The 20,330-nt window shown below is 66.1% G+C and carries 25 protein-coding genes; 21 read left to right on the top strand and 4 right to left on the bottom strand.

Translation table 11 applies throughout. The features are described from left to right. Positions 1 to 21: 21 nt before the first annotated feature. Entirely contained in the window at positions 22 to 1,263 is a 1,242-nt protein-coding gene (locus BLO63_RS16510; protein ID WP_091442773.1) for an ABC transporter substrate-binding protein, read from the bottom strand. A gap of 269 nt (positions 1,264 to 1,532) precedes the next feature. Between BLO63_RS16510 and BLO63_RS16515 the strand changes: the two genes are divergently transcribed. From BLO63_RS16515 to BLO63_RS16530, 4 genes are read left to right on the top strand one after another with little or no spacing between them, the layout of a single operon-like run. Continuing rightward, positions 1,533 to 2,084, top strand: coding sequence for a DUF3280 domain-containing protein (locus tag BLO63_RS16515; RefSeq protein WP_091442775.1), 552 nt, complete (start codon positions 1,533 to 1,535; stop codon positions 2,082 to 2,084). After that, a complete protein-coding gene (locus tag BLO63_RS16520; protein WP_091442778.1) occupies positions 2,081 to 3,091 on the top strand; it encodes an ABC transporter substrate-binding protein in 1,011 nt (336 codons plus the stop codon). Before BLO63_RS16515 ends, BLO63_RS16520 begins: the two co-directional genes overlap by 4 nt. 4 nt (positions 3,092 to 3,095) lie before the next feature. Next, a complete protein-coding gene (locus tag BLO63_RS16525) occupies positions 3,096 to 3,845 on the top strand; it encodes an ABC transporter permease (protein WP_091442779.1) in 750 nt (249 codons plus the stop codon). After that, positions 3,833 to 4,564 carry an ABC transporter ATP-binding protein gene (locus BLO63_RS16530; protein ID WP_091442781.1) on the top strand — a complete coding sequence of 244 codons (732 nt, stop codon included), beginning with the start codon at positions 3,833 to 3,835 and terminating at the stop codon, positions 4,562 to 4,564. Before BLO63_RS16525 ends, BLO63_RS16530 begins: the two co-directional genes overlap by 13 nt. 292 nt (positions 4,565 to 4,856) lie before the next feature. Here the strand turns inward: BLO63_RS16530 and fae are convergent, their stop codons facing one another. Further along, a complete protein-coding gene (gene fae / locus BLO63_RS16535) occupies positions 4,857 to 5,363 on the bottom strand; it encodes a formaldehyde-activating enzyme (RefSeq protein WP_091442783.1) in 507 nt (168 codons plus the stop codon). Positions 5,364 to 5,838: 475 nt separating this feature from the next. On the opposite strand from fae, the gene BLO63_RS16540 reads away from it, so the two are divergent. From BLO63_RS16540 to BLO63_RS16585, 10 genes are all read left to right on the top strand, one after another. Continuing rightward, a complete protein-coding gene (locus BLO63_RS16540) occupies positions 5,839 to 6,048 on the top strand; it encodes a hypothetical protein (protein ID WP_091442785.1) in 210 nt (69 codons plus the stop codon). Positions 6,049 to 6,196: 148 nt separating this feature from the next. Beyond that, a complete protein-coding gene (locus tag BLO63_RS16545; protein WP_244517918.1) occupies positions 6,197 to 7,780 on the top strand; it encodes a sensor histidine kinase in 1,584 nt (527 codons plus the stop codon). After that, a complete protein-coding gene (locus BLO63_RS16550) occupies positions 7,777 to 8,466 on the top strand; it encodes a response regulator transcription factor (RefSeq protein WP_091442791.1) in 690 nt (229 codons plus the stop codon). The genes BLO63_RS16545 and BLO63_RS16550 overlap by 4 nt, the downstream gene beginning before the upstream one ends. Positions 8,467 to 8,658: 192 nt before the next feature. Continuing rightward, complete coding sequence (gene pqqA / locus BLO63_RS16555; RefSeq protein WP_081620376.1) at positions 8,659 to 8,736, top strand: pyrroloquinoline quinone precursor peptide PqqA; 78 nt, start codon at positions 8,659 to 8,661, stop codon at positions 8,734 to 8,736. Positions 8,737 to 8,775: 39 nt separating this feature from the next. Further along, on the top strand, positions 8,776 to 9,714 hold the full coding sequence (gene pqqB, locus BLO63_RS16560; protein ID WP_091442793.1) for a pyrroloquinoline quinone biosynthesis protein PqqB: 939 nt from the start codon (positions 8,776 to 8,778) through the stop codon (positions 9,712 to 9,714). Beyond that, the gene (pqqC, locus tag BLO63_RS16565) at positions 9,711 to 10,445 is read left to right on the top strand and encodes a pyrroloquinoline-quinone synthase PqqC (protein WP_091442796.1); all 735 of its coding nucleotides are present in this window, start codon (positions 9,711 to 9,713) and stop codon (positions 10,443 to 10,445) included. Before pqqB ends, pqqC begins: the two co-directional genes overlap by 4 nt. Then, a complete protein-coding gene (gene pqqD / locus BLO63_RS16570; RefSeq protein ID WP_091442798.1) occupies positions 10,445 to 10,756 on the top strand; it encodes a pyrroloquinoline quinone biosynthesis peptide chaperone PqqD in 312 nt (103 codons plus the stop codon). Before pqqC ends, pqqD begins: the two co-directional genes overlap by 1 nt. Beyond that, positions 10,753 to 11,898, top strand: a complete 1,146-nt coding sequence (gene pqqE / locus BLO63_RS16575; RefSeq protein ID WP_091442801.1) for a pyrroloquinoline quinone biosynthesis protein PqqE — start codon at positions 10,753 to 10,755, stop codon at positions 11,896 to 11,898. The genes pqqD and pqqE overlap by 4 nt, the downstream gene beginning before the upstream one ends. 13 nt (positions 11,899 to 11,911) lie before the next feature. Beyond that, positions 11,912 to 12,598 (top strand): hypothetical protein, encoded by a 687-nt coding sequence (locus tag BLO63_RS16580; protein WP_091442803.1) that lies wholly within the window; start codon positions 11,912 to 11,914, stop codon positions 12,596 to 12,598. 20 nt (positions 12,599 to 12,618) lie between these two features. Then, positions 12,619 to 13,071, top strand: a complete 453-nt coding sequence (locus BLO63_RS16585; protein ID WP_162841827.1) for a hypothetical protein — start codon at positions 12,619 to 12,621, stop codon at positions 13,069 to 13,071. 57 nt (positions 13,072 to 13,128) lie between these two features. Here the strand turns inward: BLO63_RS16585 and BLO63_RS16590 are convergent, their stop codons facing one another. Beyond that, positions 13,129 to 13,950 (bottom strand): quinoprotein dehydrogenase-associated SoxYZ-like carrier, encoded by an 822-nt coding sequence (locus BLO63_RS16590; protein WP_091443154.1) that lies wholly within the window; start codon positions 13,948 to 13,950, stop codon positions 13,129 to 13,131. 105 nt (positions 13,951 to 14,055) lie between these two features. Here BLO63_RS16590 and BLO63_RS16595 point away from each other — a divergent pair, with 105 nt between their 5' ends. The 4 genes from BLO63_RS16595 (at position 14,056) to BLO63_RS16610 (ending at position 17,011) form a co-directional block, all read left to right on the top strand. Next, positions 14,056 to 14,439, top strand: coding sequence for a hypothetical protein (locus tag BLO63_RS16595; protein ID WP_244517919.1), 384 nt, complete (start codon positions 14,056 to 14,058; stop codon positions 14,437 to 14,439). A 111-nt stretch (positions 14,440 to 14,550) separates the two neighbouring features. After that, a complete protein-coding gene (locus tag BLO63_RS16600) occupies positions 14,551 to 14,772 on the top strand; it encodes a YMGG-like glycine zipper-containing protein (RefSeq protein WP_091442808.1) in 222 nt (73 codons plus the stop codon). 76 nt (positions 14,773 to 14,848) lie between these two features. Beyond that, entirely contained in the window at positions 14,849 to 15,202 is a 354-nt protein-coding gene (locus BLO63_RS16605) for an ArsC family reductase (protein WP_091442810.1), read from the top strand. Between the two features lie 201 nt (positions 15,203 to 15,403). Further along, on the top strand, positions 15,404 to 17,011 hold the full coding sequence (locus BLO63_RS16610) for a peptide chain release factor 3 (protein WP_162841828.1): 1,608 nt from the start codon (positions 15,404 to 15,406) through the stop codon (positions 17,009 to 17,011). Between the two features lie 24 nt (positions 17,012 to 17,035). On the opposite strand, the gene BLO63_RS21355 is transcribed toward BLO63_RS16610, so the two are convergent. Next, positions 17,036 to 17,410: a L,D-transpeptidase gene (locus tag BLO63_RS21355; RefSeq protein ID WP_280138065.1), complete on the bottom strand. Its 375-nt coding sequence runs from the start codon at positions 17,408 to 17,410 to the stop codon at positions 17,036 to 17,038. A 531-nt stretch (positions 17,411 to 17,941) separates the two neighbouring features. Between BLO63_RS21355 and BLO63_RS16620 the strand changes: the two genes are divergently transcribed. The 3 genes from BLO63_RS16620 (at position 17,942) to BLO63_RS16630 (ending at position 20,322) form a co-directional block, all read left to right on the top strand. Then, positions 17,942 to 18,511 carry an NnrU family protein gene (locus BLO63_RS16620; RefSeq protein ID WP_091442815.1) on the top strand — a complete coding sequence of 190 codons (570 nt, stop codon included), beginning with the start codon at positions 17,942 to 17,944 and terminating at the stop codon, positions 18,509 to 18,511. A 36-nt stretch (positions 18,512 to 18,547) separates the two neighbouring features. Further along, a complete protein-coding gene (panB, locus tag BLO63_RS16625; protein WP_091442817.1) occupies positions 18,548 to 19,369 on the top strand; it encodes a 3-methyl-2-oxobutanoate hydroxymethyltransferase in 822 nt (273 codons plus the stop codon). 152 nt (positions 19,370 to 19,521) lie between these two features. Beyond that, positions 19,522 to 20,322 (top strand): tetratricopeptide repeat protein, encoded by an 801-nt coding sequence (locus BLO63_RS16630; RefSeq protein WP_091442819.1) that lies wholly within the window; start codon positions 19,522 to 19,524, stop codon positions 20,320 to 20,322. Positions 20,323 to 20,330 lie beyond the last annotated feature (8 nt).

Below are 20,330 nucleotides of genomic sequence, written 5' to 3' on the forward strand. Positions count from 1 at the left end.
CCTCCAGGCAATCGTTTGGTTTTATTTGAGCTTGCAGAGCGACTCAGGACGATCGAAGCCGAGCGTGTCGAGCGGCGAACTCTGGTGCAGGAAGCCGGCCTGCGGCGAGAGCGTGACCGTGTTGGTGGCATGGGTCAGCAGGATCGGCTGGCGCAGCTGCTGGTCCCACGGGCGGAAGGTGGCGGCGACGCCCTTGAACACCGGCAGGTCGTAGTCGGCCGAAAGCATCTGCGCCTTCACCTTGCCCGGGTCGCTGTTGCGCGTCTTCAGGCTGGCCGAGCCGATGGCAAAGGCGCCCTGCCACATCTGGAAGTCCAGCGGCTGCATCATCCGCTTGGATTGCTTGAAGAAACGGCTCTGCAGCTGCGAAGCGCCCCAGTTCTCCATCGTCGGGTGCCAGGAAAGGGCCATCAGCCCCTGCGTGCCGGCGATCGGACGGGGGAGCCAGGTGTTGTAGGGCAGGATGTCGCCGAATTCGCCGAGCTCGTCGGCGACGATCAGCATGTCGTACTCGCCCACCTGGGTGCCGCGGGGCACTTCGGACTGGGCGGTGGCGCGCGCGTCCGGCCCATAGTCCCAGGTCTTTTCGGCGACGATCTTGGCCCCGAACTTCTTGGCCGAGCGCCGTGCCGCCTCGGCATAGAGCTTGTCATTGTCAGTGCGCCCGACCATCAGGAACCAGTTCTGCCAGCGTTTGGTGACAAGGAACTGGGCGAGCGCGTCGGTCAGCATCGAGCGGCTGGGCGCGATGTGGAACACATTGGCGCGACAATCCTGCTGGCGCAGCCGGTCATCGGGTGCGCCGACATTGATGAAGACGATGTCGCGGTCCTTGTAGGTGTCGGCGATCTTCAGCAGCGCGCCCGGCGGCACGTCGAGCAGGATGAAGCGATTGCCCGCCTCGATGAGCTTTTCGACGGCCGGGAGCGGGTCGCCATCGGTTGGCACGATCTCGCTCGACAGCTTGTAGTCGAGCTTGAGGAAGCGGCCACTGGTGAGATTGTCGCGAATGCCGAGCTCGGCGCCGGCGATGCCGAGGTTGTCGGGCGGCATCTGCAGCGGGGCGATCCAGGGCGGCGGCTCCGGAATCTGGCGCACCACGCCGATGAGGAAGGTCTGCTCCGGTCCGATGGCTGTCGCCGGCTTGGCCGCCAGCGGCGCCGCCGGGGATGTGGGGGGCGCGCCATCCTGCGCACCGGCGGGTACAGACGCGCACATCATCGCAAAAAGCGTCGCGCCGACGGCGCTTGCCATCCTGGTCATCAGCCTTTCCATCCCGCGGCTTGCTTGGTCCGGGACATTGTCCTCGGAACTTTTCTCGTGAGCCTTGGGGAAAACTCTACGCAAACAAAAACAAGCATTCAATAAAATTGCGAGTATAAGAAACTAATAAGAGAACGTAACGTTCCTGTTAGCGATAGCATAGCGGAAATATTACAGTCGGGAACTTTTTCCCGGTAGGTTACAGGAGGACTTCTTGGCGATATGATCAACCCGCCCGGGAAGAAATCGCCGCGGGAGAGGAAAGCCGAATGAGAGTTCCAGTCCGCGCGCGCCGCGCCCTTGCCATCGGACTTACGACCATGGCTTTGCTGGCAGCCGTTCTCAGCTTCAGCCCCGCCGCCCATGCGGCGACACGGGTGGTCGTGTTTCAGTTCGAGCTTCTCGACACCAGCGGCGAATTCGACCCTCGCGGTCCCAAGCCGGACGAGGTGCGCCGGCTCAACCTCATCACCGACGAGATGCGAAAGCGCTTGCAGGGCGCCGGCTACGATCTGGTCGAACTGTCCCCGCAGGCCGCGCAGATCGAGGAGGCGACGCCGTTCCGCAACTGCAATAGCTGCGAGCTCAAGATTGCTCGCGCACTCGGTGCCGAGATCGAGGTGATCGGGCTGGTGCAGAAGGTCTCGAACCTGATCCTCAACATCAACTTCCAGCTGCGCGATGTCGCCACCGGCCAAGTCCTGCGGGCCGGCAGCGCCGATATCCGCAACAACACGGACGAATCCTGGCTGCGCGGCGTCTCCTATCTGATACGCAACCGCCTGCTTGATCCGCCGCTCACCGGGAAAGCCGCACCATGATCTTTGTCGGTAGCCGCGCCGCGCCGTCCCGCCGTGGCCTGCTCGCTGCGGCTGCCGGCCTCCTTGCCGCGCCGCTCCTTGCCCGCGCGCAGGAGGCCTCGCCGCTCGGACTGCGCGTGGGTGCGCTCAAATTCGGTACGCTCAACTGGCTGGTTGAGACCATCCGCGCCGAGGGGCTCGACCGGCGCGAGGGATTGGCGCTGGAAGGCGTCGACTTCGCCAGCGGGCAGGCAACTACCGTGGCGCTGCAGGCCGGGGATGTCGATCTCATCGTCAGTGACTGGCTCTGGGCCCTGCGCCGCACCAGTGACGGCGAGCCGATGCGCTTCGCCCCCTTCTCCAATGCGCTCGGCGCGGTGATGGTGGCGGCGGACGGGCCGGTGAAGACGCTCAACGATCTGCGTGGCCGCCGGGTCGGCGTCGCCGGCGGGGCGCTCGACAAGAGCTGGCTGCTGCTGCGCGCCTATGGGATGGCGAAAAGCGGCATGGATCTCGCGCGCGCGGCCGAGCCGGTCTACGGCGCGCCGCCGCTGGTGAGCGAGCAACTGGCGCTCGGGCGGGTCGACGCGGTGCTCACCTTCTGGCCGTCGGCCGCGCGCCTGGACGCGCGTGGCTTTGCCCGGTTGGTCGATGTCGGCGAGATGATTGCCGGGCTCGGCATCGCACCGGTGCCGCCGCTGGTCGGCTTCGTCTGGCGAAATGCGGTCCTGGCGGAGAAGGGCGCGGCCATCGCCGCCTTCCTGCGCGCCGCCGCGGCCGCCAATCGTGTGTTGGCGAGCAATGACGCGGCGTGGGAGCGGATCCGCCCGCTGATGCAGGCGGCCGACGACGCCGAGTTTGTCCGGCTACGCGACTATTACCGCGCCGGCATCCCCGGCAGCTTCGGCGAGGCGGAGCGCGCCTCCTGCGCCAAGCTCTACGAGGTGCTGGCGCAGATCGGCGGGCCGGAACTGGTCGGGCCGACCCCCCGTTTCGACCGGACGCTGTTCGGCCCTGTCGGCGAGTGAGACCGTGTCGACGCCAAAACGACTTCTGCTGACCGCCACCTCGCTGCTGGCGCTGCTTCTATTCTGGCAGATCGCGGCGTTATGGGCCGATTCGCGCCTGCTTCCCGGTCCGCCTGAGGTGTTCGAGGCCATGGTCCGCGCCACGCGGACCGGCGTGCTGCCCGAGAGCATCGCCATTACTCTGGCGCGGGTGGCGGCAAGCTTTCTGATCGCCATGACGCTTGGCTCGGCGATCGGCATTCTGCTGGGTCGCTCGGTGGCGCTCAACGAATTGTTCGGGCCCTGGGTTGTCGTGCTGCTGAACCTGCCGGCGCTGGTGGTCATCATCCTCTGCTATGTCTGGTTCGGCCTCACCGAGGTGGCGGCGATCACGGCGGTGGCGATCAACAAGATCCCCAATGTCGCGGTGACGATGCGCGAGGGCGCGGCGGCGCTGTCGCGCGATCTCGACGAGATGGCGCAGGTCTACCGCCTGCCGCGGTTGCGTGCGCTATGCCACGTCACCCTGCCGCAACTCGTACCCTTCTTCGCCGCCAGCGCCCGCTCCGGCCTGGCGCTGACCTGGAAGATCGTGCTGGTGGTGGAGTTGCTCGGCCGCTCGAACGGTGTCGGCTTCGAGCTGCAGACGGCGTTTCAACTGTTCGATGTCGCTGGCATTCTCGCCTATGCGCTCGCCTTTACGGCGGTGGTGCAGCTGATCGAGATCGGCCTGCTCCAGCCTTGGGAACGCCGTGCCAATCGGTGGCGGCGATGAGTGCGGTTGCCATCGACATTGCGGAAAAGCGCTTCCGGGCGACGGCGGGCGGGCCGGGCCGGGAGGTTTTTCGCGGCTTTCGCCTCGATGTCGGCGCTGGCGAGTTCGTCGCTCTGCTCGGCGAGTCCGGCCTCGGCAAGACCACGCTGCTCAACATCGTCGCCGGGCTCGATCGCGACTACCGTGGGTCGGTCCGGTTCGGCACGGTGTCGCCGCGCCTTGGCTATGCTTTCCAGAATCCCCGCCTCCTGCCGTGGCGCACCGTTTTGGAGAATGTGGCATTGCCGCTCCCCCCAGGGGAGGAGGGGCGGCGACGGGCGCGGGCGATGCTGGGCGAAGTTGGGCTCGCCGATCTCGCCGATGCCTATCCCGAGCGCCTGTCGCTGGGTCAGCAGCGGCGCGTGGCGCTGGCGCGCGCCTTCGCCATCGAGCCGGACGTGCTGCTGATGGACGAGCCCTTCGTGTCGCTGGACGAGGCCGGGGCGGCGCGGCTGCGCGACCTGCTGCGGCGGCTGCTGGCCGGGCGCCCGGCGACGGTGCTCTTCGTCACCCATGACCGGCGTGAGGCGGTGGAACTGGCGAACCGCATCGTGGTGCTGGAAGGTGCACCGGTGCGTATCGTCCGGGATCTTCCCCTCGCGCTGACGTCGGCGGAGCGGGCGAGCTCGGCGCGCATCGACGAGGTGCGGCGAGCGCTCGGCGCTCAGGCGCAGGGCTGACCGCGCGCGGGACGCCGGTGCGCAGTGCAGAGGCGCCGGCTCAATCCACCCGAGACGCACCCGAAGAGCTCACGCATCAAAGAACATGCACCAAAGAAAAAGGCCCGGAGCAGTGATGCCCCGGGCCAGATGTGCTGTGTCGGCGTGAGAGGGCGGAACCCGCCGCCTCCGTTGCGCAAGTGGCGGCGGCTGCCGCTCACTTGTTCAGGAATATCGCCGCCAACCGCTGGAGCAGGCCCTTCGGATACTGGGCCGCGGGCGGAGCTGTTGTCTGCCCAGGGTTGCTTCCGATCTAAGCGGCGAAGGGGTGCTTGGCCGAAGCGGCCTGAGCCAGAACGTCCTTCACCTTCGGCTCGCCATCCACGGCGCGCTTGAGCGCTTCCTTGGTGGCTTCGTAGTTGAACTGCTGGATCTTGGCGTCGTCCGCCGCTTCCCAGTGGATGAACACGCCGACCGAGATGAACAGGTCGTCGGCTTCGTCTTCCGGGATCACGCCTTCGGCGACGCTGTCGACGACGGCCTTGGCCACCGCATACTGGGCCGGGCCGAACATCTGGACGGCCTGACGGGCGTCCTTGATCGTCACCTTGTTGAACAGGATGGTGTTCGGCTTGGCGAGCAGGTTCGGGGTCACGACCGCGAGCAGCGAGGTGAAGCCGTCCTTGTTGTTGGTCAGCGCATTCAGGAAGGCGCTTTCGGCCGCGGAGCCGCGCGGTCCAATGATGAGGTCGATATGGGCGACCTCGTTGCCGTCACCCACCAGCGACTCGCCGATGAGCACCTTGTTGATCTTGGCCATCTATTCCTCCCAGAACGGGGTTGCATGACAAGGGACGGGAATTGTCCCCCGATGTCCCGGCTATCTTTGTTGCAGCGTTTGGAACACCAAACCGGTTGGCCCGATAGCGCGACCAGACACGTTACGGCGAGAGACTAGGCCCGCTTCGCCTTTATCTGCAAGGGATTCTTCATCCGTGTGACGCTCGCTTATTCGCTTGCCCCATGGTTTCTTGTCGCGGGACGCTAATGGTCCTAAGGTTGCGGATTATGGCGGCACGACCAAAAATGCGGCATACTCCATGCCGCGCGAAGTCGAGGCGCTTGCCCAGGCCAAAGGTATCTCGGGCGAAGGCCTCGGAAGCTTGGCGGGAACAAAAGTTGCTGCGATGCGGCATGACAAGATGATCCAACTGCCGCGTGCGGCGTAAGAGATCGGGACCAGCCATAGGGAAGGCGCTGGGGCGGTATCGAACTCACGCCACGAGGAGTTTGTAGTGGAGCTCATTCTGTCGATTTGCCTCATTGCCAGCCCCGGCACCTGCCGCGAGGAGGCTGTGTCCGTAGGGTTGGAGAGGCCGCCGGCGCCCGTGCAGTGCCTGGTCGGCGCCATGCCCGTCATCGCCGAGTGGCGTGAGACCCATCCCAAGTGGAAGGTGCTCAAATGGCGATGCGCGGCGCCCGGTTCCGCCGGTCGCGAGATCTGAGCGCCGGCCCGTTCGCCTGGAGTCCTGTTGCACCGCAGCGTGCGTGCGCGCAGCGTCCGTGAAATCATCGGTGCGCCATCATGTTTGGGATGGCGCCATTCGGTGAGACAGCATGGGGCGTGGCTTGTTCTCGTCGCTCAGGGCGCGCATGGCGCTGCTCTTGTCCGTTGCCGTGCTGGTCACAGCCGCGTCGACGCTGGTGCTCGTGTTCGCGCTTGGCGCGGCCAGCAACCAGCTTGACCGACTGGTCTCTGCGCAGAACCGGCTGGAGTTGCTCTCGGCGATTTCCGGGCGCATCGGCGATTACGCGCTGATGGCGCTGCAGACGGCGCAGCAGCCGAGCACCCGCACCCATGAGGCGCTGGAGACGGCCCGCCGCGGCACGCGCGATTCGTTCGCCCGATTCGAAGCCGCGCTCGCCGAGGATGTCAGGCGCTTCCAGGATGAGGAGCAGCGCACCCTGATGGCGGCGCGCAGCCGCACCGTTGCCCGGCTGAAGGCTCAGTTCGAGGTGCTGGACCGACAGGTGGAGAATGCGCTGGCCAGTCCGGACGCAGCCACCGGCGTGCGCGTGGTTCTCGACGTCTTCGCCGCCGGGTTCGGCAGCCCGCTCACCCAGGCAATGGAGGAGGAGCGCACGACCGCCCACGCCACCCAGGGCGAGGTGCAGATGCTGCGTGACCGCACGCTCCGCTGGGGGCTGATCGGCCTGGCTCTTACCGGCCTTCTGGCGGTGGCGCTCTACAACCTTCTCGGCCGCTCTCTGGTAAACCGGGTCGCTGATGTGTCGGCGGCTGCGGCGGCGATCGCGCGCGGGCGTTCCGACACCCGCGTCAACGTCACCGGGCATGACGAACTGAGCCTCGCCATGGCGCGCTTCAACCGCATGGCCGTACATCTGGCCCGGCGCGAGGCGCGCCTGGTGGCCGCGCAGAAGCAGCTGCAGGAAATTGTCGATGCCCGCACGGCGGAACTGCGCGCCGCCAATACGCGGCTGGAAAATGTCGACATGGCGCGTCGGCGCTTCTTCACCGATGTCAGCCACGAACTGCGCACGCCGCTCACCGTCATCCTCGGCGAGGTCGAGATCACGCTGCGCCCGCAGCGCCCGCGCGAGGAAGACCTGCGCGCCGCGCTGCTGGTGATCCAGTCACGCGCCCGCCGCCTGCACCGCCGGGTGGAGGACCTGCTGCGCATCGCGCGCTCGGAGAGTGGCCAGATCGAGCTCGACCGCTCGCTGTTCCTGGTGTCGGATCTGCTGGCCGAGGTGTGCGAAGGCATGGCTCCGGTGGCGCGGGCTGGCGGGCTGGTGCTGGAGGCGGACGGGGGCGCCGAGGGTCTCGCCGTCGACGCCGATCGCGAATGGTTGCGCCAGACCTTCGACGGTCTCGTCGCCAATGCGGTGCGCCATTCGCCGCCGGGCGAGAGCGTGCGACTGGCGGCGCGGCGCGAGGGTGACGAAGTGGTGATCGAGGTGCGTGATCATGGTACTGGCATTCCGCCGGACGAGCTGCCTCACGTGTTCGAGCGGTTCTGGCGCGGGTCAGCCGGCACGCGCGAAGGCACGGGATTCGGCATAGGTCTCGCCTTGGCGAAGTGGATCGTCGACCGCCATGGTGGACGCATCGCTCTTGAAAGCAGCACGGGAGAGGACGGGCAGCGGCGCGGCACCTGCGTCGTGGTGCGCCTGCCGCTCCCCGTGCCAGACATCACACTGGAGGCCGCCCAATGAACATTCTGGTCGTGGAGGACGATCCCGATATCGGCTCACTGCTGAGGCGCGGCTTTTCCTCGGAAAGCTATGATGTCGAACTGGTCGGGGACGGCGAGGCGGCGCTGCGGGTGGTGAATGGCAAGGCCTGGGGAGCGATCATCCTCGACGTGATGCTGCCGGGCCGTTCCGGCATCGAGGTGTGCAAGGCGCTCCGGGCCGGCGGGCAGACCGCGCCCATCCTCATGCTCTCCGCCCGCTCCAGCGTGAACGAGCGCACCGAGGGACTGCTGGCCGGCGCGGATGACTATATCGTCAAGCCTTTTGCCTTTGAGGAGTTGCTGGCCCGCGTGAAGGTCCAGGCCCTGCGTCGCAGCAATGCCGGCACCGAGCCGCGCCGGCTGGAGGTTGGCGCGCTGTCGCTCGACCTCGACACCCGGCAGGCGCAACTCGGGGGCACGCGGGTGCGGCTGACCGAGCGCGAGGTGGAACTTCTCGCGCTGCTGATGCGTCATCCCGGCGAGCCGCTGTCGCGGGCCGACATTTTCGCCGCACTCTGGGCGGGACATGGCGGCGCCTCACTCAATGTCGTCGATGTCTATGTCGGCTACCTCCGGCACAAGCTCGCCGAGGCGCTTCCCGAGGGTGCGCACCTGATCATGACGGTGCGCGGGCGTGGCTTTATGCTCGAAGCCGAGGAGACCTGAACGGCTTACGAGAGAGAAAGCACCGGAAATGGAGTGGTATTATGTGCGCCAGAACGAAAGATGACAGGGTCTTCTTGACGGATGGCGAAACGATCCTCACATTACTGATGCGGTGTAATATCCGCAAAGCAACTCAATCTCTTATGAACTTCTTATGAAGTAGTTTGAGATTGAATAATCGAGGAGGAAGATATGGCCTGGACTGCTCCCCGCATTGTTGAAGTCTGCGTCGGCATGGAAGTCAACGCCTACTATCCGGCTGACTTCTGAGCCTACTAAGGGACGGGATGGCGTAAAATCGGCCCACCGATGGAAACGTCCCCGTCCCGCTTCAAACTCGTGATCCTTGGGTCAGCCGCGGGCGGTGGTTTCCCTCAGTGGAACTGCCGCTGTGTGGTTTGTTCGCTTGCTTGGGCGAATGATCCCCGTGTGAAGCGGCGCACCCAGGCGTCGATTGCCGTCAGCGCCAATGGCACGGATTGGGCTCTTATCAATTGTGCGCCCGAAATCCTGTCGCAGCTGCAAGCGACACCCGCGCTGCATCCGCGCGAGGGTCTGCGGCATTCGCCTCTCACATCCGTGCTGCTTACCAATGCCGATATCGACCATGTGGCGGGCTTGCTGAGCCTTCGCGAAGCGCAGCCCTTCACGCTCATGGCGACGCCCGGCGTGCATGGGGTCCTTGCCGGCAGCAGCGCCTTCGATGTGCTGGCGCCGAACGTGGTTGAACGGCGCCCGGTGGAGCTGGGCTCATCCTTCGATCTGGTCGCCGGGATACGGGCCACCATCTTCCCGGTGCCCGGCAAGATCGCCCTCTATCTCGAAGCGCGTGAGCAGGCTGAACAAGGTTCGCTCACCACCGACAGGGAGGGCGAGCAGACCATCGGCGTCGAGCTCACGGCCGGCGAGCGGCGCGTCCTTTATATCCCCGGTTGCGCGGCCATGACCGATTCGCTGCGGGCACGCCTTGAAGGCGCCGATGCCGTGCTGTTCGACGGCACGCTCTGGCGTGACGACGAGATGATCCGCGCCGGGGTCGGCACCAAGACTGGCGCGCGCATGGGGCATATGTCGATGTCCGGCGAGCACGGTTCAATCGAGGCCTTGAGAAACGTCAATGTCGACCGAAAAATCTATGTTCACATCAACAACACCAATCCGGTGCTCGTTGATGGCTCGGAAGAGCGGATAACGGCGAATAAAGCCGGATGGGAAATCGCTCAAGACGGGATGGAGATTGCCCTATGACCACGCTTTTGTCGCCCGAAGAACTGGAAGCGCGCCTGCGAGATGTCGGCACGCGCCGCTATCACAGCCTGCATCCCTTTCATAAGCTGCTGCATAATGGCCAGCTAACCTTTGGGCAGGTTCAGGCGTGGGCGCTGAACCGCTATTATTATCAGGCGATGATCCCGGTGAAGGATTCCGCTATCCTCGCCCGCATGGAGGAGCCGGAGCTGCGCCGCGTCTGGCGCCAGCGCATCGTCGATCACGATGGCGACCATGAGGGGGAGGGCGGCATCGCCCGTTGGCTGGTGCTGACTGACAGCCTCGGTCTCGACCGTCACACCGTCACCTCGCTGCGCGGCCTGCTGCCGGCGACGAAGTTCGCAGTGGATGCCTATGTGCATTTCGTGCGCGAGAAGACCCTTCTTGAGGCTATCGCCTCTTCGCTCACGGAGATGTTTTCGCCTGGCATCATCGGCGAGCGTGTGGCCGGCATGCTGAAGAACTATGATTTCGTCTCCAAGGACACGCTGGCCTATTTCGACAAGCGCTTGACCCAGGCACCGCGTGACGCCGATTTCGCGCTCGACTATGTCAAGCAGCACGCCCGAACGCCGGAGCAGCAGGAGCAGGCGATCCGCGCGCTGGAATTCAAGTGCGACGTGCTCTGGGTGCAGCTCGACGCGCTGTACTTCGCCTATGTCGATCCGAAAATGGCCTATCCGGGTGCGTTCGTCCCGAAGGAGGGGTGATGACAGCGACTCTTGCCGCAACTGGCGTTCCCAAGCTCGCGCGTGGCGTAAGGCTGCGTCACGACGAGGCGCGCGGCCAGTGGGTGCTGTTGGCGCCTGAGCGCGTGCTCAACCCCGACCCGGTGGCGGTAGAGATCCTGAAGAAGGTGGACGGCGCCCGTTCCATCGACACGATCGTCGATGAGCTGGCGACCGCCTTCACTGTCGAACGTGCAACGGTGGCGACCGATGTCGATGCTTTCCTTGCCGGCCTCGCCGAAAAGGGCCTCATCGAGGTGACGTCGCCAGTGATCGGGGATGCCGCGTCATGAGCCTGATCGAAGAACCCCGCGGACGCGTGGAGGTGCCGGTTCGTCCGGCGCCTCCCATTCCCTATGGCATGCTGGCGGAGCTGACGCATCGCTGTCCGCTGCAATGCCCCTACTGCTCCAACCCGGTCGAACTCGACCGGCGCAATGTCGAGCTCGACACCGAGACGTGGCTGCGCGTATTTTCCGAGGCCGCCAAGCTCGGCGTTTTGCAGGTCCACCTTTCCGGCGGCGAGCCCACAGCGCGCCGTGATCTGGAGCAGATGATCCGCCACTGCGTTGAGGTGGGGCTCTACACCAACCTGATCACCGCCGGCGTGGGGGTCACCCCGGAGCGCCTGCAGTCGATTTCCGATGCCGGAATCGACCATGTCCAGCTCTCCTTCCAGGGCGCCACGGCTGAGATGACCGACAAGGTCTCGAATTTCCGTGGGGCGCATGAGCGCAAGCTCGCGGTGGCGCGCGAGGTGCGGAGGCTCGGCCTGCCGCTCACCGTCAATTCGGTGGTGCATCGCGCCAATATCCACCAGATCCCGGATTTCATCGAGCTGGCGCTGGCGCTCGACGCACGACGCATCGAAATCGCCCATTCGCAGTATTATGGCTGGGCGCTGCGCAACCGCGGGGCGCTGATGCCGACCCGCGATCAGGTGTTCTGGGCGCTTGACGTGGTGGAAGAGGCGCGGGTGCGGCTGAAGGGCGTCCTGACCATCGACGCCGTGGTGCCGGACTATTACGCCAAGTACCCCAAGCCGTGCATGAATGGATGGGGGCGCCAGTCGCTCAACGTCACGCCCTCCGGCAAGGTGCTGCCCTGCCATGCGGCCGAGACCATTCCGAGCCTCGATTTCTGGAATGTGCGCGAGCATTCGCTGACCGATGTCTGGCTGAATTCGCCGGCGTTCAATGCCTTCCGCGGCACCGACTGGATGCCCGACCTGTGCAAGAGCTGCGAGCGCAAGGAAATCGACTGGGGCGGCTGCCGCTGCCAGGCCATGGCGATTGCCGGCGATGCCGCTGCCACTGATCCCGCCTGCCATCTCTCGCCGCTGCATGCCGACCTGTTGGCGCTCGCCGAGGCCGATGCCGAGGGCTCCGACATTTATGACTACCGGCGCTACTTCCAGCCGGACCGCGCCAGCTGACCGGAGATTACCCATGTTGCGTCTGGCGATCCGCACTGCGGCGGCCACCTCGTTCACTGTCTTTCTTGCTTCAGCCGCGCTCGCCGCGCCGACGGCTGCCGAGCTGTTTTTCGAGCAGCCCTATTTGTCGAAGGTCGCGGCGGGCACCACGCTCACCTATGCCTACAAGCACGTGACCGCCGAGGCCAAGCTCGGCGACGGCTTCGAGGAAACGCTCGAAATGAAGGTGGGGGCACCCGCCGACGACCCCACCAAGCGGATCGCCGACGTGCTCATCCATCGCGGTGACAAGGAAGGCGAGGCCGGGCCTTTTCCTACCATGAACGGCAATCCGATCGCGATGATCCTTCTGGAACGCGACGTGAAGGAACTTGCACAGCTGAGCAAGGGAAGCCCGTTCTATCTGCGCAACCGGGTGCGCGAGCATCTCTCCTCCGGCACGGTCACGCCGGCGCGCTTCTCCTTCGACGGTCGTGAGGTCGAGGGCTGGAAGCTCACCATGCGTCCCTTTGCCGAGGATCCCAACAAGGACAAGCTGCTGGAACTGGCCGGGCGTCGCTACGAATTCCTGTTCTCCGACGCTGTCCCCGGTGGGCTCTATTCCATCGACGTCGTCACGCCGAAGGCAGCGGGCGATTCCAACATGATCGAGACCAGCCTGACGCTGACCGGCGCCTCCGTGGCACCGGCGGTGAAATAGGCGGCCGCCTCCAGGAGGAAATGACCATGGCGAACACACGCCCCGTGCGCGGACGAAAGGCCTTCCGCCTCACCGCCACCGCTCTGATGTTGACGGCGCTTGGTGCCGCCCCGGTGCTGGCGCAGGACATGCTGTCGCCCGGCCTTACCGCCGGCGCCCGCAAGCCGCCCCCGCAGGCGCCGCAGGCCGGTCTAATCAACGATTATCCCACCGTTGCCCGCGCCGACTACGTGTTCGGCTGCATGGCGGCCAACGGCCAGACCCGGCAGGCGCTGGAAAAGTGCTCGTGCTCGATCGACACCATCGCCACCATCCTGCCCTATGAGCGCTATGAGGAAGCCGAGACCATCATGAGCGTTGGTCAGGTGGCGGGCCAGCAGGCGGAGCTGTTCCGCAACACCGGTATTTTCAGAGACATCGTCGCCGATCTGCACCGTGCACAGGCGGAAGCGGAAGTGACCTGCTTCTATTGAGAGAGACCGGGCTGTGCCTCTCGCCGCAGCCCGGTCTTTGCCCGCATCTGCAGCAGCTCAGCTTGCCGGCTTAAGCGCGCCCTCGAATTTGCGCCCGTCCGTATCGCCAGCGTCGACATGGATCTCCTTGCCCGCCGGGTCATAGGAGACGCGGATGGCGGGGTCCTCGCTCAGCGAGATGCCGCCCTCCATCGCGAACACCAGCTCGTCCCCCTGTGTCACGCGGATGTTGTCGACGAACTTCGCCGGGATATAGGCCCGGGTCAGCGGGTCCATCTGCAGGCCGGAATAATTCGGGTGGCGGATCATCAGCTGAAGCTGCGAGACGCGGCTTGCCTTGCTGGCGTCGCCCAGCCCGTCGGCCTTCACCGATTTCAGCTTGAGCTGGCCGAGATTCTTCAGGGCCGCCTCCTCGTCCTTCATCGCCGGGGCGGAGCAGCCGCCGGAGGCCTTCACATAGCTCTCGGCCATGTGCAGCCCGCCATCACTGGTTTCGGCGATGGCTCGCACATAGGAATAGGAGTTCACCCGCAGCCGCGTGCCGAGCGCGACATCGCGGCGGTTGCCGCCAAAGGTGAAGGTGGCGGCGAGCGGGGCGGGGTTCTCGTCGACAATGAGTGTGAGCTTGGCGATGGTGCGCGGATCGCCTTCGGGGAGCACAATTTCGACGTCGATCGGCACCATGGCGGCGTCCTCCGCCCGCTTGGGAGCCGAGAGGCGCACGAGCGGGCTCGCCGCTTCGATTGGCCGCTCGCCGAACACGTCCGGCTTGAGCGATTTCCAGCTGGCGTCGGCCCCCGCCTCCTGTGCGGCGGCCGCACTGACCGCGAGTGCGGAGAAGAGGGTAACGGTAAGTAACAGGCGGATACGGCGATGCATGGCGACCTCCCGGCCTGCCGGATCGTTGGCCGTCCGGCGGTTCAACGCATCATACACCTTTCCGGCGTTGAATTGCAGTCAACGAACACGCGAGCGTGCCGCCGATTGCGCAGCGTAAGCACGGCGGTCATCCTGAGGCCATCGCCCTCGCTTGGAGTGACCGAGATGCTCTCGCGCCGTTCTGTTCTCAAGGCCACCGCCGCGCTGCTGACGGTGCCGCTCGGTATCGCCTTGCCGGAGGCGGCACAGGCGCAATCCGCGCCGAGCAACCGCCCGCCGGCCCCACGCCGCGAGCCGCGCCCGCCGGCGCGGCGTGGCTACACCTGGGTGTCGGGGCATTGGGCCTGGAAGCCACGCCGGGGCTGGGTGTGGACGGCGGGGCACTGGGAGGAGAACCGTCGAGGGTTCGAGTTCGTCGGTCCGCGCTGGGTGCTGCGCCGCGGTCAATGGGTCTACGAGCCCGGCCGCTGGGTCCGCAGTTGGCGCTGAAGCCGGTGCGCGGCTGGGTTGTTCTCCCCAGTGATACCTAGCTCTGCGCGATTGTGGGGGCGAGGCTGCGGCGGTAATTTCGTCCATTATTTCATTTGGGGGAATCGACCGATGTCCAGATCTGTTGCCGTGAAGCTCACCGTCGTCGCCGTTGTCGCGCTGGTCGCTGCGGGTTGTTCCAACACCCAGCGCCGGACCGGCACCGGTGCGCTGATCGGCGCCGGCACGGGCGCGGTCATTGGCGGCATTGCCGGCGGCGGCACTGGCGCCGCCTGGGGCGCGGGCATCGGCGCGGTGGCTGGTGGCGCCATCGGCGCGGCGACCGCCAACTGATCACTGCCGGGCTCGACGCCATCGTTCTTCAAACGCCGTGCCGTCCCCGCTATGACGGGGGCGGCAGTGCGAGGAGATGGGTGTGAGCGTTACGATCTACGGCATCAAGAACTGCGACACGATGAAGAAGGCGCGCGCCTGGCTGGATGGTCGCGGCGTTGCCTATGTCTTCCACGACTACAAGACGGCGGGCATCGACGCCGACCGGCTCGGCGAATGGGCCGGGAAGGTCGGGTGGGAGCTCCTTCTCAACCGCGCCGGCACGACCTTCCGCAAGCTCTCCGAGACGGAGAAGGCCGATCTCGACGAGGCCCGCGCGCTCGCCCTGATGCAGGCGCAGCCCTCCCTCATCAAGCGACCTGTGCTCGACATCGACGGCACATTGCTGGTGGGCTTCAAGCCGGAGGCTTATGCGGAGCGGTTCGGCTGAGCGGTGGAGCGTCCCTGGGGTCGTCATCCCGGACGGGCGTCAGGCCGATCCGCGATCTGTGCCCGCATAGAGAGCGATACCGCCTCTCCGCTTCGCACTGGCCGGGATGACGGTGATGGGGATCGTCAACCTGGAAAGCTGGCCACCGAAGACGCCATCCACCCCTTGATCCGGCGCGGCTTCCCTGCCACATCCGCCTGCATGAACGCTCTCTCCAATTCCGCCGCGTCGCCCATCGCCACCGAGGTGGCGCGTCGCCGTACCTTCGCGATCATTTCGCATCCGGACGCGGGCAAGACCACGCTCACCGAGAAGCTGCTGCTGTTCGGTGGCGCGATCCAGCTCGCCGGTCAGGTGCGGGCGAAGAAGGATCGGCGCTCGACGCGCTCGGACTGGATGGCGATCGAGCGCGAGCGCGGCATTTCGGTCGCGACCTCCGTGATGACCTTTGAGTTCGACGGCCATGTGTTCAACCTGCTGGACACGCCGGGCCATGAGGACTTTTCGGAAGACACCTACCGCACACTGACCGCCGTCGACGCGGCGGTGATGGTGATCGACGCCGCCAAGGGCATCGAGGCGCGCACCCGCAAGCTGCTGGAAGTGTGCCGGCTGCGTGACATTCCGATCATCACCTTCATCAACAAGATGGACCGCGAAAGCCGCGACCCGTTCGAAATCCTCGACGAGATCGAGAAGACGCTGGCGCTCGACACCACGCCGATGACCTGGCCGGTGGGGCAGGGGCGCGACTTTGTCGGCACCATGGATATCGCCACTGGCGGCATGCGGCTGCTCGACGGCGACGAGGGCAAAACCGGCCCGCTGCGGCAGATGAGCATGGCCGACATTGCCGCGCTGAACGTCACGCTCAACGAGGCGACGCTGGCGGAGGAACTCGGGCTGGTGCGAGAAGTGTGCAACCCGTTCGAGCTCAAGGCCTTTCTCGAAGGGCATCTGACGCCGGTCTATTTCGGTTCGGCGCTGCGAAATTTCGGCGTCGGCGACCTGCTCGAAGGGCTGGGGCGCTATGCCCCGCCGCCGCGCGCGCAGCAGGCGGACAAGCGCCGCGTCGAGGCGGAAGAACCGCGCATGACCGCCTTTGTGTTCAAGATCCAAGCGAATATGGACCCCAACCACCGCGACCGCATCGCCTTTGCGCGGCTGTGCTCGGGAAGGCTCCAGCGCGGCATGAAGGCCAAGCTGGTGCGCACCGGCAAGCCGATGAGCCTTGCCACGCCGCAATTCTTCTTCGCCCAGGACCGCCAACTGGCCGAGGAAGCCTATGCCGGCGACGTGGTCGGCATTCCCAACCACGGCAATCTGCGCATTGGCGACACGCTGACCGAGGGCGAGGACATCAATTTCATCGGCGTTCCCTCCTTCGCACCGGAAATCCTGCGCCGGGTGAAGCTGCCGGACGCGATGAAGGCGAAGAAGCTGAAGCAGGCGCTGCAGGAAATGGCCGAGGAAGGCGTGGTGCAGGTTTTCCGCCCCACCGATGGCTCCCCCGCGCTGGTCGGCGTGGTTGGCCCGTTGCAGCTCGACGTGCTGAAGAACCGGCTGGAGGCCGAATACGGGCTGGAGGTCGGGTTCGACATGTCGGAGTTCCAGCTCGCCCGCTGGGTGTCGTCGGAAGACCCGAAGAAGCTCGACGACTTCGCCGCCGGCAACCGGCTGTCGACGGCGGAGGACCTGGATGGCGATCTGGTCTTCCTCAGCCCGTCGGCCTTCATGATCGGCTACACCGGCGACCGCTGGCCGGGCATCGTCTTCACTGACGTGAAGGATGTGAAGAAGGCCGCCTGAGCCTGCCGCCCTGCGGTCCGGCCTTTAGCGGGCGACGACGATCCGCGTATTGGCGCGGCCATACTGGCTGACGAGGGCGAAGAGCGCCTTGGCATTGCTGGGGTGCAGCCGCACGCAGCCATGCGAGGCGGGGCGGCCGAGCCGACGCAGGTCATTGGTGCCGTGAATCGCCCAACCCTTGTAGAAGAAGATCGCATAGGGCATCGGCGCATTGTCGTATTTGCGCGAGAAATAGCGCTTGTGCATGCGCTCGGGCCGGTAGGTGCCGAGCGGTGTGCGATAGCCTTTGCGAGCGGTGGAAACCGGCCAGGCATGGCGCTCGACCCCCTCCACCAACACCACCATTCGCTGCTTTGAAAGGCTGATCTCCACCCGCACGTCGGGGGGCGGCGGAAGCACGACCTCCAGAGGGGTGGAAGGGTTCCCGATGGACGCGGCTTGCGTCGGCTGTGAAGCGGCGGGGGAGGGCGGTGGAAGCGAGGTGGTCTCTCGCGGCGTGGTCGAAACGGAAGGGGCGGAGAGTGCCCCTGGGGTGGCTGTCGAGGGAGGGCTCATCCCCGGTGGGGCGGCAACCGTCGCCGGCGCGTTGGTGGTAACCGCCTCCGTCAGTTCCGTCGCCAGCGGCGCCTCGGTGGCCGCGGCCAAGAGTGGCTGCGCGCGCGCCGAAGGTGCGAGGGCCAGCGACAGGCCCAATGCGAGAATCGCCAGCGCGCATTTCATTCCGGTTCCCCCCCAACCGACGACGTCATCATTCTGACACGCGACCCTCGGGCAGGGGAGAGTGGACGCCGTTTATGGTTTACACATCCCGGTGTGATCCCGAGGCGACTGGCTTCGGCGGGCCGGGACAAAAAGTCGGCTCCTAACCGGATGGCGCGGCGATTGGAAACGATCTAGCGTGCGCGCCATCGCACACCGGGGAGCACGATCATGATCCTGATGCTGGCGGGGCTTGCCCTGTTCGTCGCCATTCACATCGTCGCTGCGCGGCGCAAAATGGCCACGGCGGTTACGGCACAATTCGGTGTCACCACCTACCGGATCGTGCACGGCGTGCTCGCGATTATCGGCGTGCTGATGATCGCCTACGGTTTCGGCCAGTGGCGGGCGGAAGGCCCTGCCCAGCTGTATAATCCGCCCGTGGGGCTGCGCCATCTCGCGCTGCTGCTGATGCTGTTCGCCTCCATCTTCGCAGTGGCGGCGCTGGTGCCGAGTCACATCAAGGCGCGCCTGAAGTTCCCGTTCCTGGTGGCGATCAAGACCTGGGCGCTGGCGCATCTCATCTCCAATGGCGATGCGGCGACAGTGACGCTCGCCGTGGTCATCCTCGCCTGGGCGGTGGTGCTGCGGATCATGGCCAAGCGCCGCGCCGCGCCTCTGCCGGTTGCTCCCGGAAACTGGTGGGGCGACCTCGTTGCGGTCGGCGGCGGGCTTGTGCTTTATGCCATCCTCAGTTTCTGGTTCCACCCCTACATTGTCGGGGTGCCGGTCATGGGCTGAGCAAGCCCTTGCAAGAAAACGAGGAAACCGCCTGACATGTCCGTCCAGTCCACTGCCCGCCGTCTGACCGCGCCTGATATTCGGGCGCGCAAGGGCGGAGAGCCGATCGTCTCGCTGACCGCCTACCACGCCCATACCGCCCGCCTCGTCGATCCGCATGTCGACTTCATGCTGGTGGGCGATTCGCTCGGCATGGTGATGCACGGCATGGAGACAACCGTGCCGGTCACGGTCGAGATGATGATCCTGCAGGGGCAGGCGGTCATGCGCGGCTCGGCACGGGCACTGGTGGTGGTGGATCTGCCATTCGGCTCTTATGAGGGCTCGCCGCAGCAGGCCTTCGCCACCGCAGCAAAGGTGCTGAAGGAGACGGGCGCCGGCGCGGTCAAGCTGGAAGGCGGGCGCCGCATGGCGGAAACGGTGCGCTTCCTTGCCGATCGCGGTGTGCCGGTCATGGGTCATGTCGGCCTCACCCCCCAGGCGATCAACACACTCGGCTCGTTCAAGGCGCTCGGCCGCGACGAGGCGAGCGCGGCGCTGATTCTCGATGATGCCCGCTCCATCGCCGATGCCGGCGCCTTCTCCATCGTGTTGGAGGCGATTTCCGAGCCGCTGGCCCGGCAGATCACTGAGGAAGTGGCGCCGCCCACCATCGGGATCGGTGGTTCGCCCGCCTGCGACGGGCAGATTCTCGTGCTTGAAGACATGCTCGGCCTGTCCGACCGCGTGCCGCGCTTCGTCAAGAAGTTCGCCGAGATCGGCCCGGCCATCGGCGCGGCGGTGGAGGCCTATGCGAGCGAGGTGCGTGCCCGCAGCTTCCCCGGTCCGGAGCATGTCTACGCCCCCAAAAAGGGCTAAAACTCCCAATGTCATGGGTGAAACGCGCGGCGCCGTCCATGGCCGCCGCGCGATTTGCCTTGTTGAAGCCGCATCGGTAGTTTACGCGGCCCTTTCCAGTACCGGCCCCGCTTCCCTGCGGCGCCTTTCCGACGAGTGCCCACGGACGCGACATGGCTGACATCTTCAACGAGATCGACGAGGACCTGCGCCGCGAGCGTTTCGGTCGGCTATGGACGCGCTACGGCGCCTACCTCATCGGCTTCGCCGTGCTCATCGTGGTCGCTGTCGCTGGGTGGCGCGGCTATGAGTGGTGGCGGCTGCAGCAGGATCAGGCCGCCGGCGCGCAGTTCGAGGCGGCGATGCAACTGTCTGCCGAGGGCAAGACCGCCGAGGCCGAAGCCGCCTTCGCGGCGCTGGAGAGGGATGGCACGCCCGGCTACCGCATCCTGGCGCGTTTCCAGGCAGCCGATGAACTTGCCAAGACCGATCGCGCCGCGGCGGTTGCTGAATATGACGCGCTGGCGCGCGACCCTTCGATCAGCCCGCTGATGCAGAATGTGGCCCGGATACGCGCGGGCCTGCTGCTGGTCGATACGGCACCGCTGGCCGATATCGAGGGCCGGATGAAGCCGCTCGACACGCCTACGGGGGCGTTCCGCCATTCGGCGCGCGAGATCATCGGCCTCGCCCAGTACAAGGCGGGCGACTATGCGGGCGCAACCGCCACGTTCACCACCATTCTCGGCGATGGCGAGACGCCTCCTGGCCTGCGCCGCCGTGCGGATCTGATGCGGACGCTTTCGGCCGCCTCGCTGCCGGTGCCGGCCGCTGCTGCCCCCCCGGCACAGACGACCCCTGCGGTCGCTGAGCCGGCTCCGGCCGCAACGCCTGCCTCGCCCGAGGTGCCCGCTGCGGCGCCCTCGACATCCCCGACATCCGAGCCGGGGGCGGTCGCCCCCGCCGCGCCGTGAGGAGATGC

Source organism: Ancylobacter rudongensis, assembly GCF_900100155.1.
GTDB lineage: Bacteria > Pseudomonadota > Alphaproteobacteria > Rhizobiales > Xanthobacteraceae > Ancylobacter > Ancylobacter rudongensis.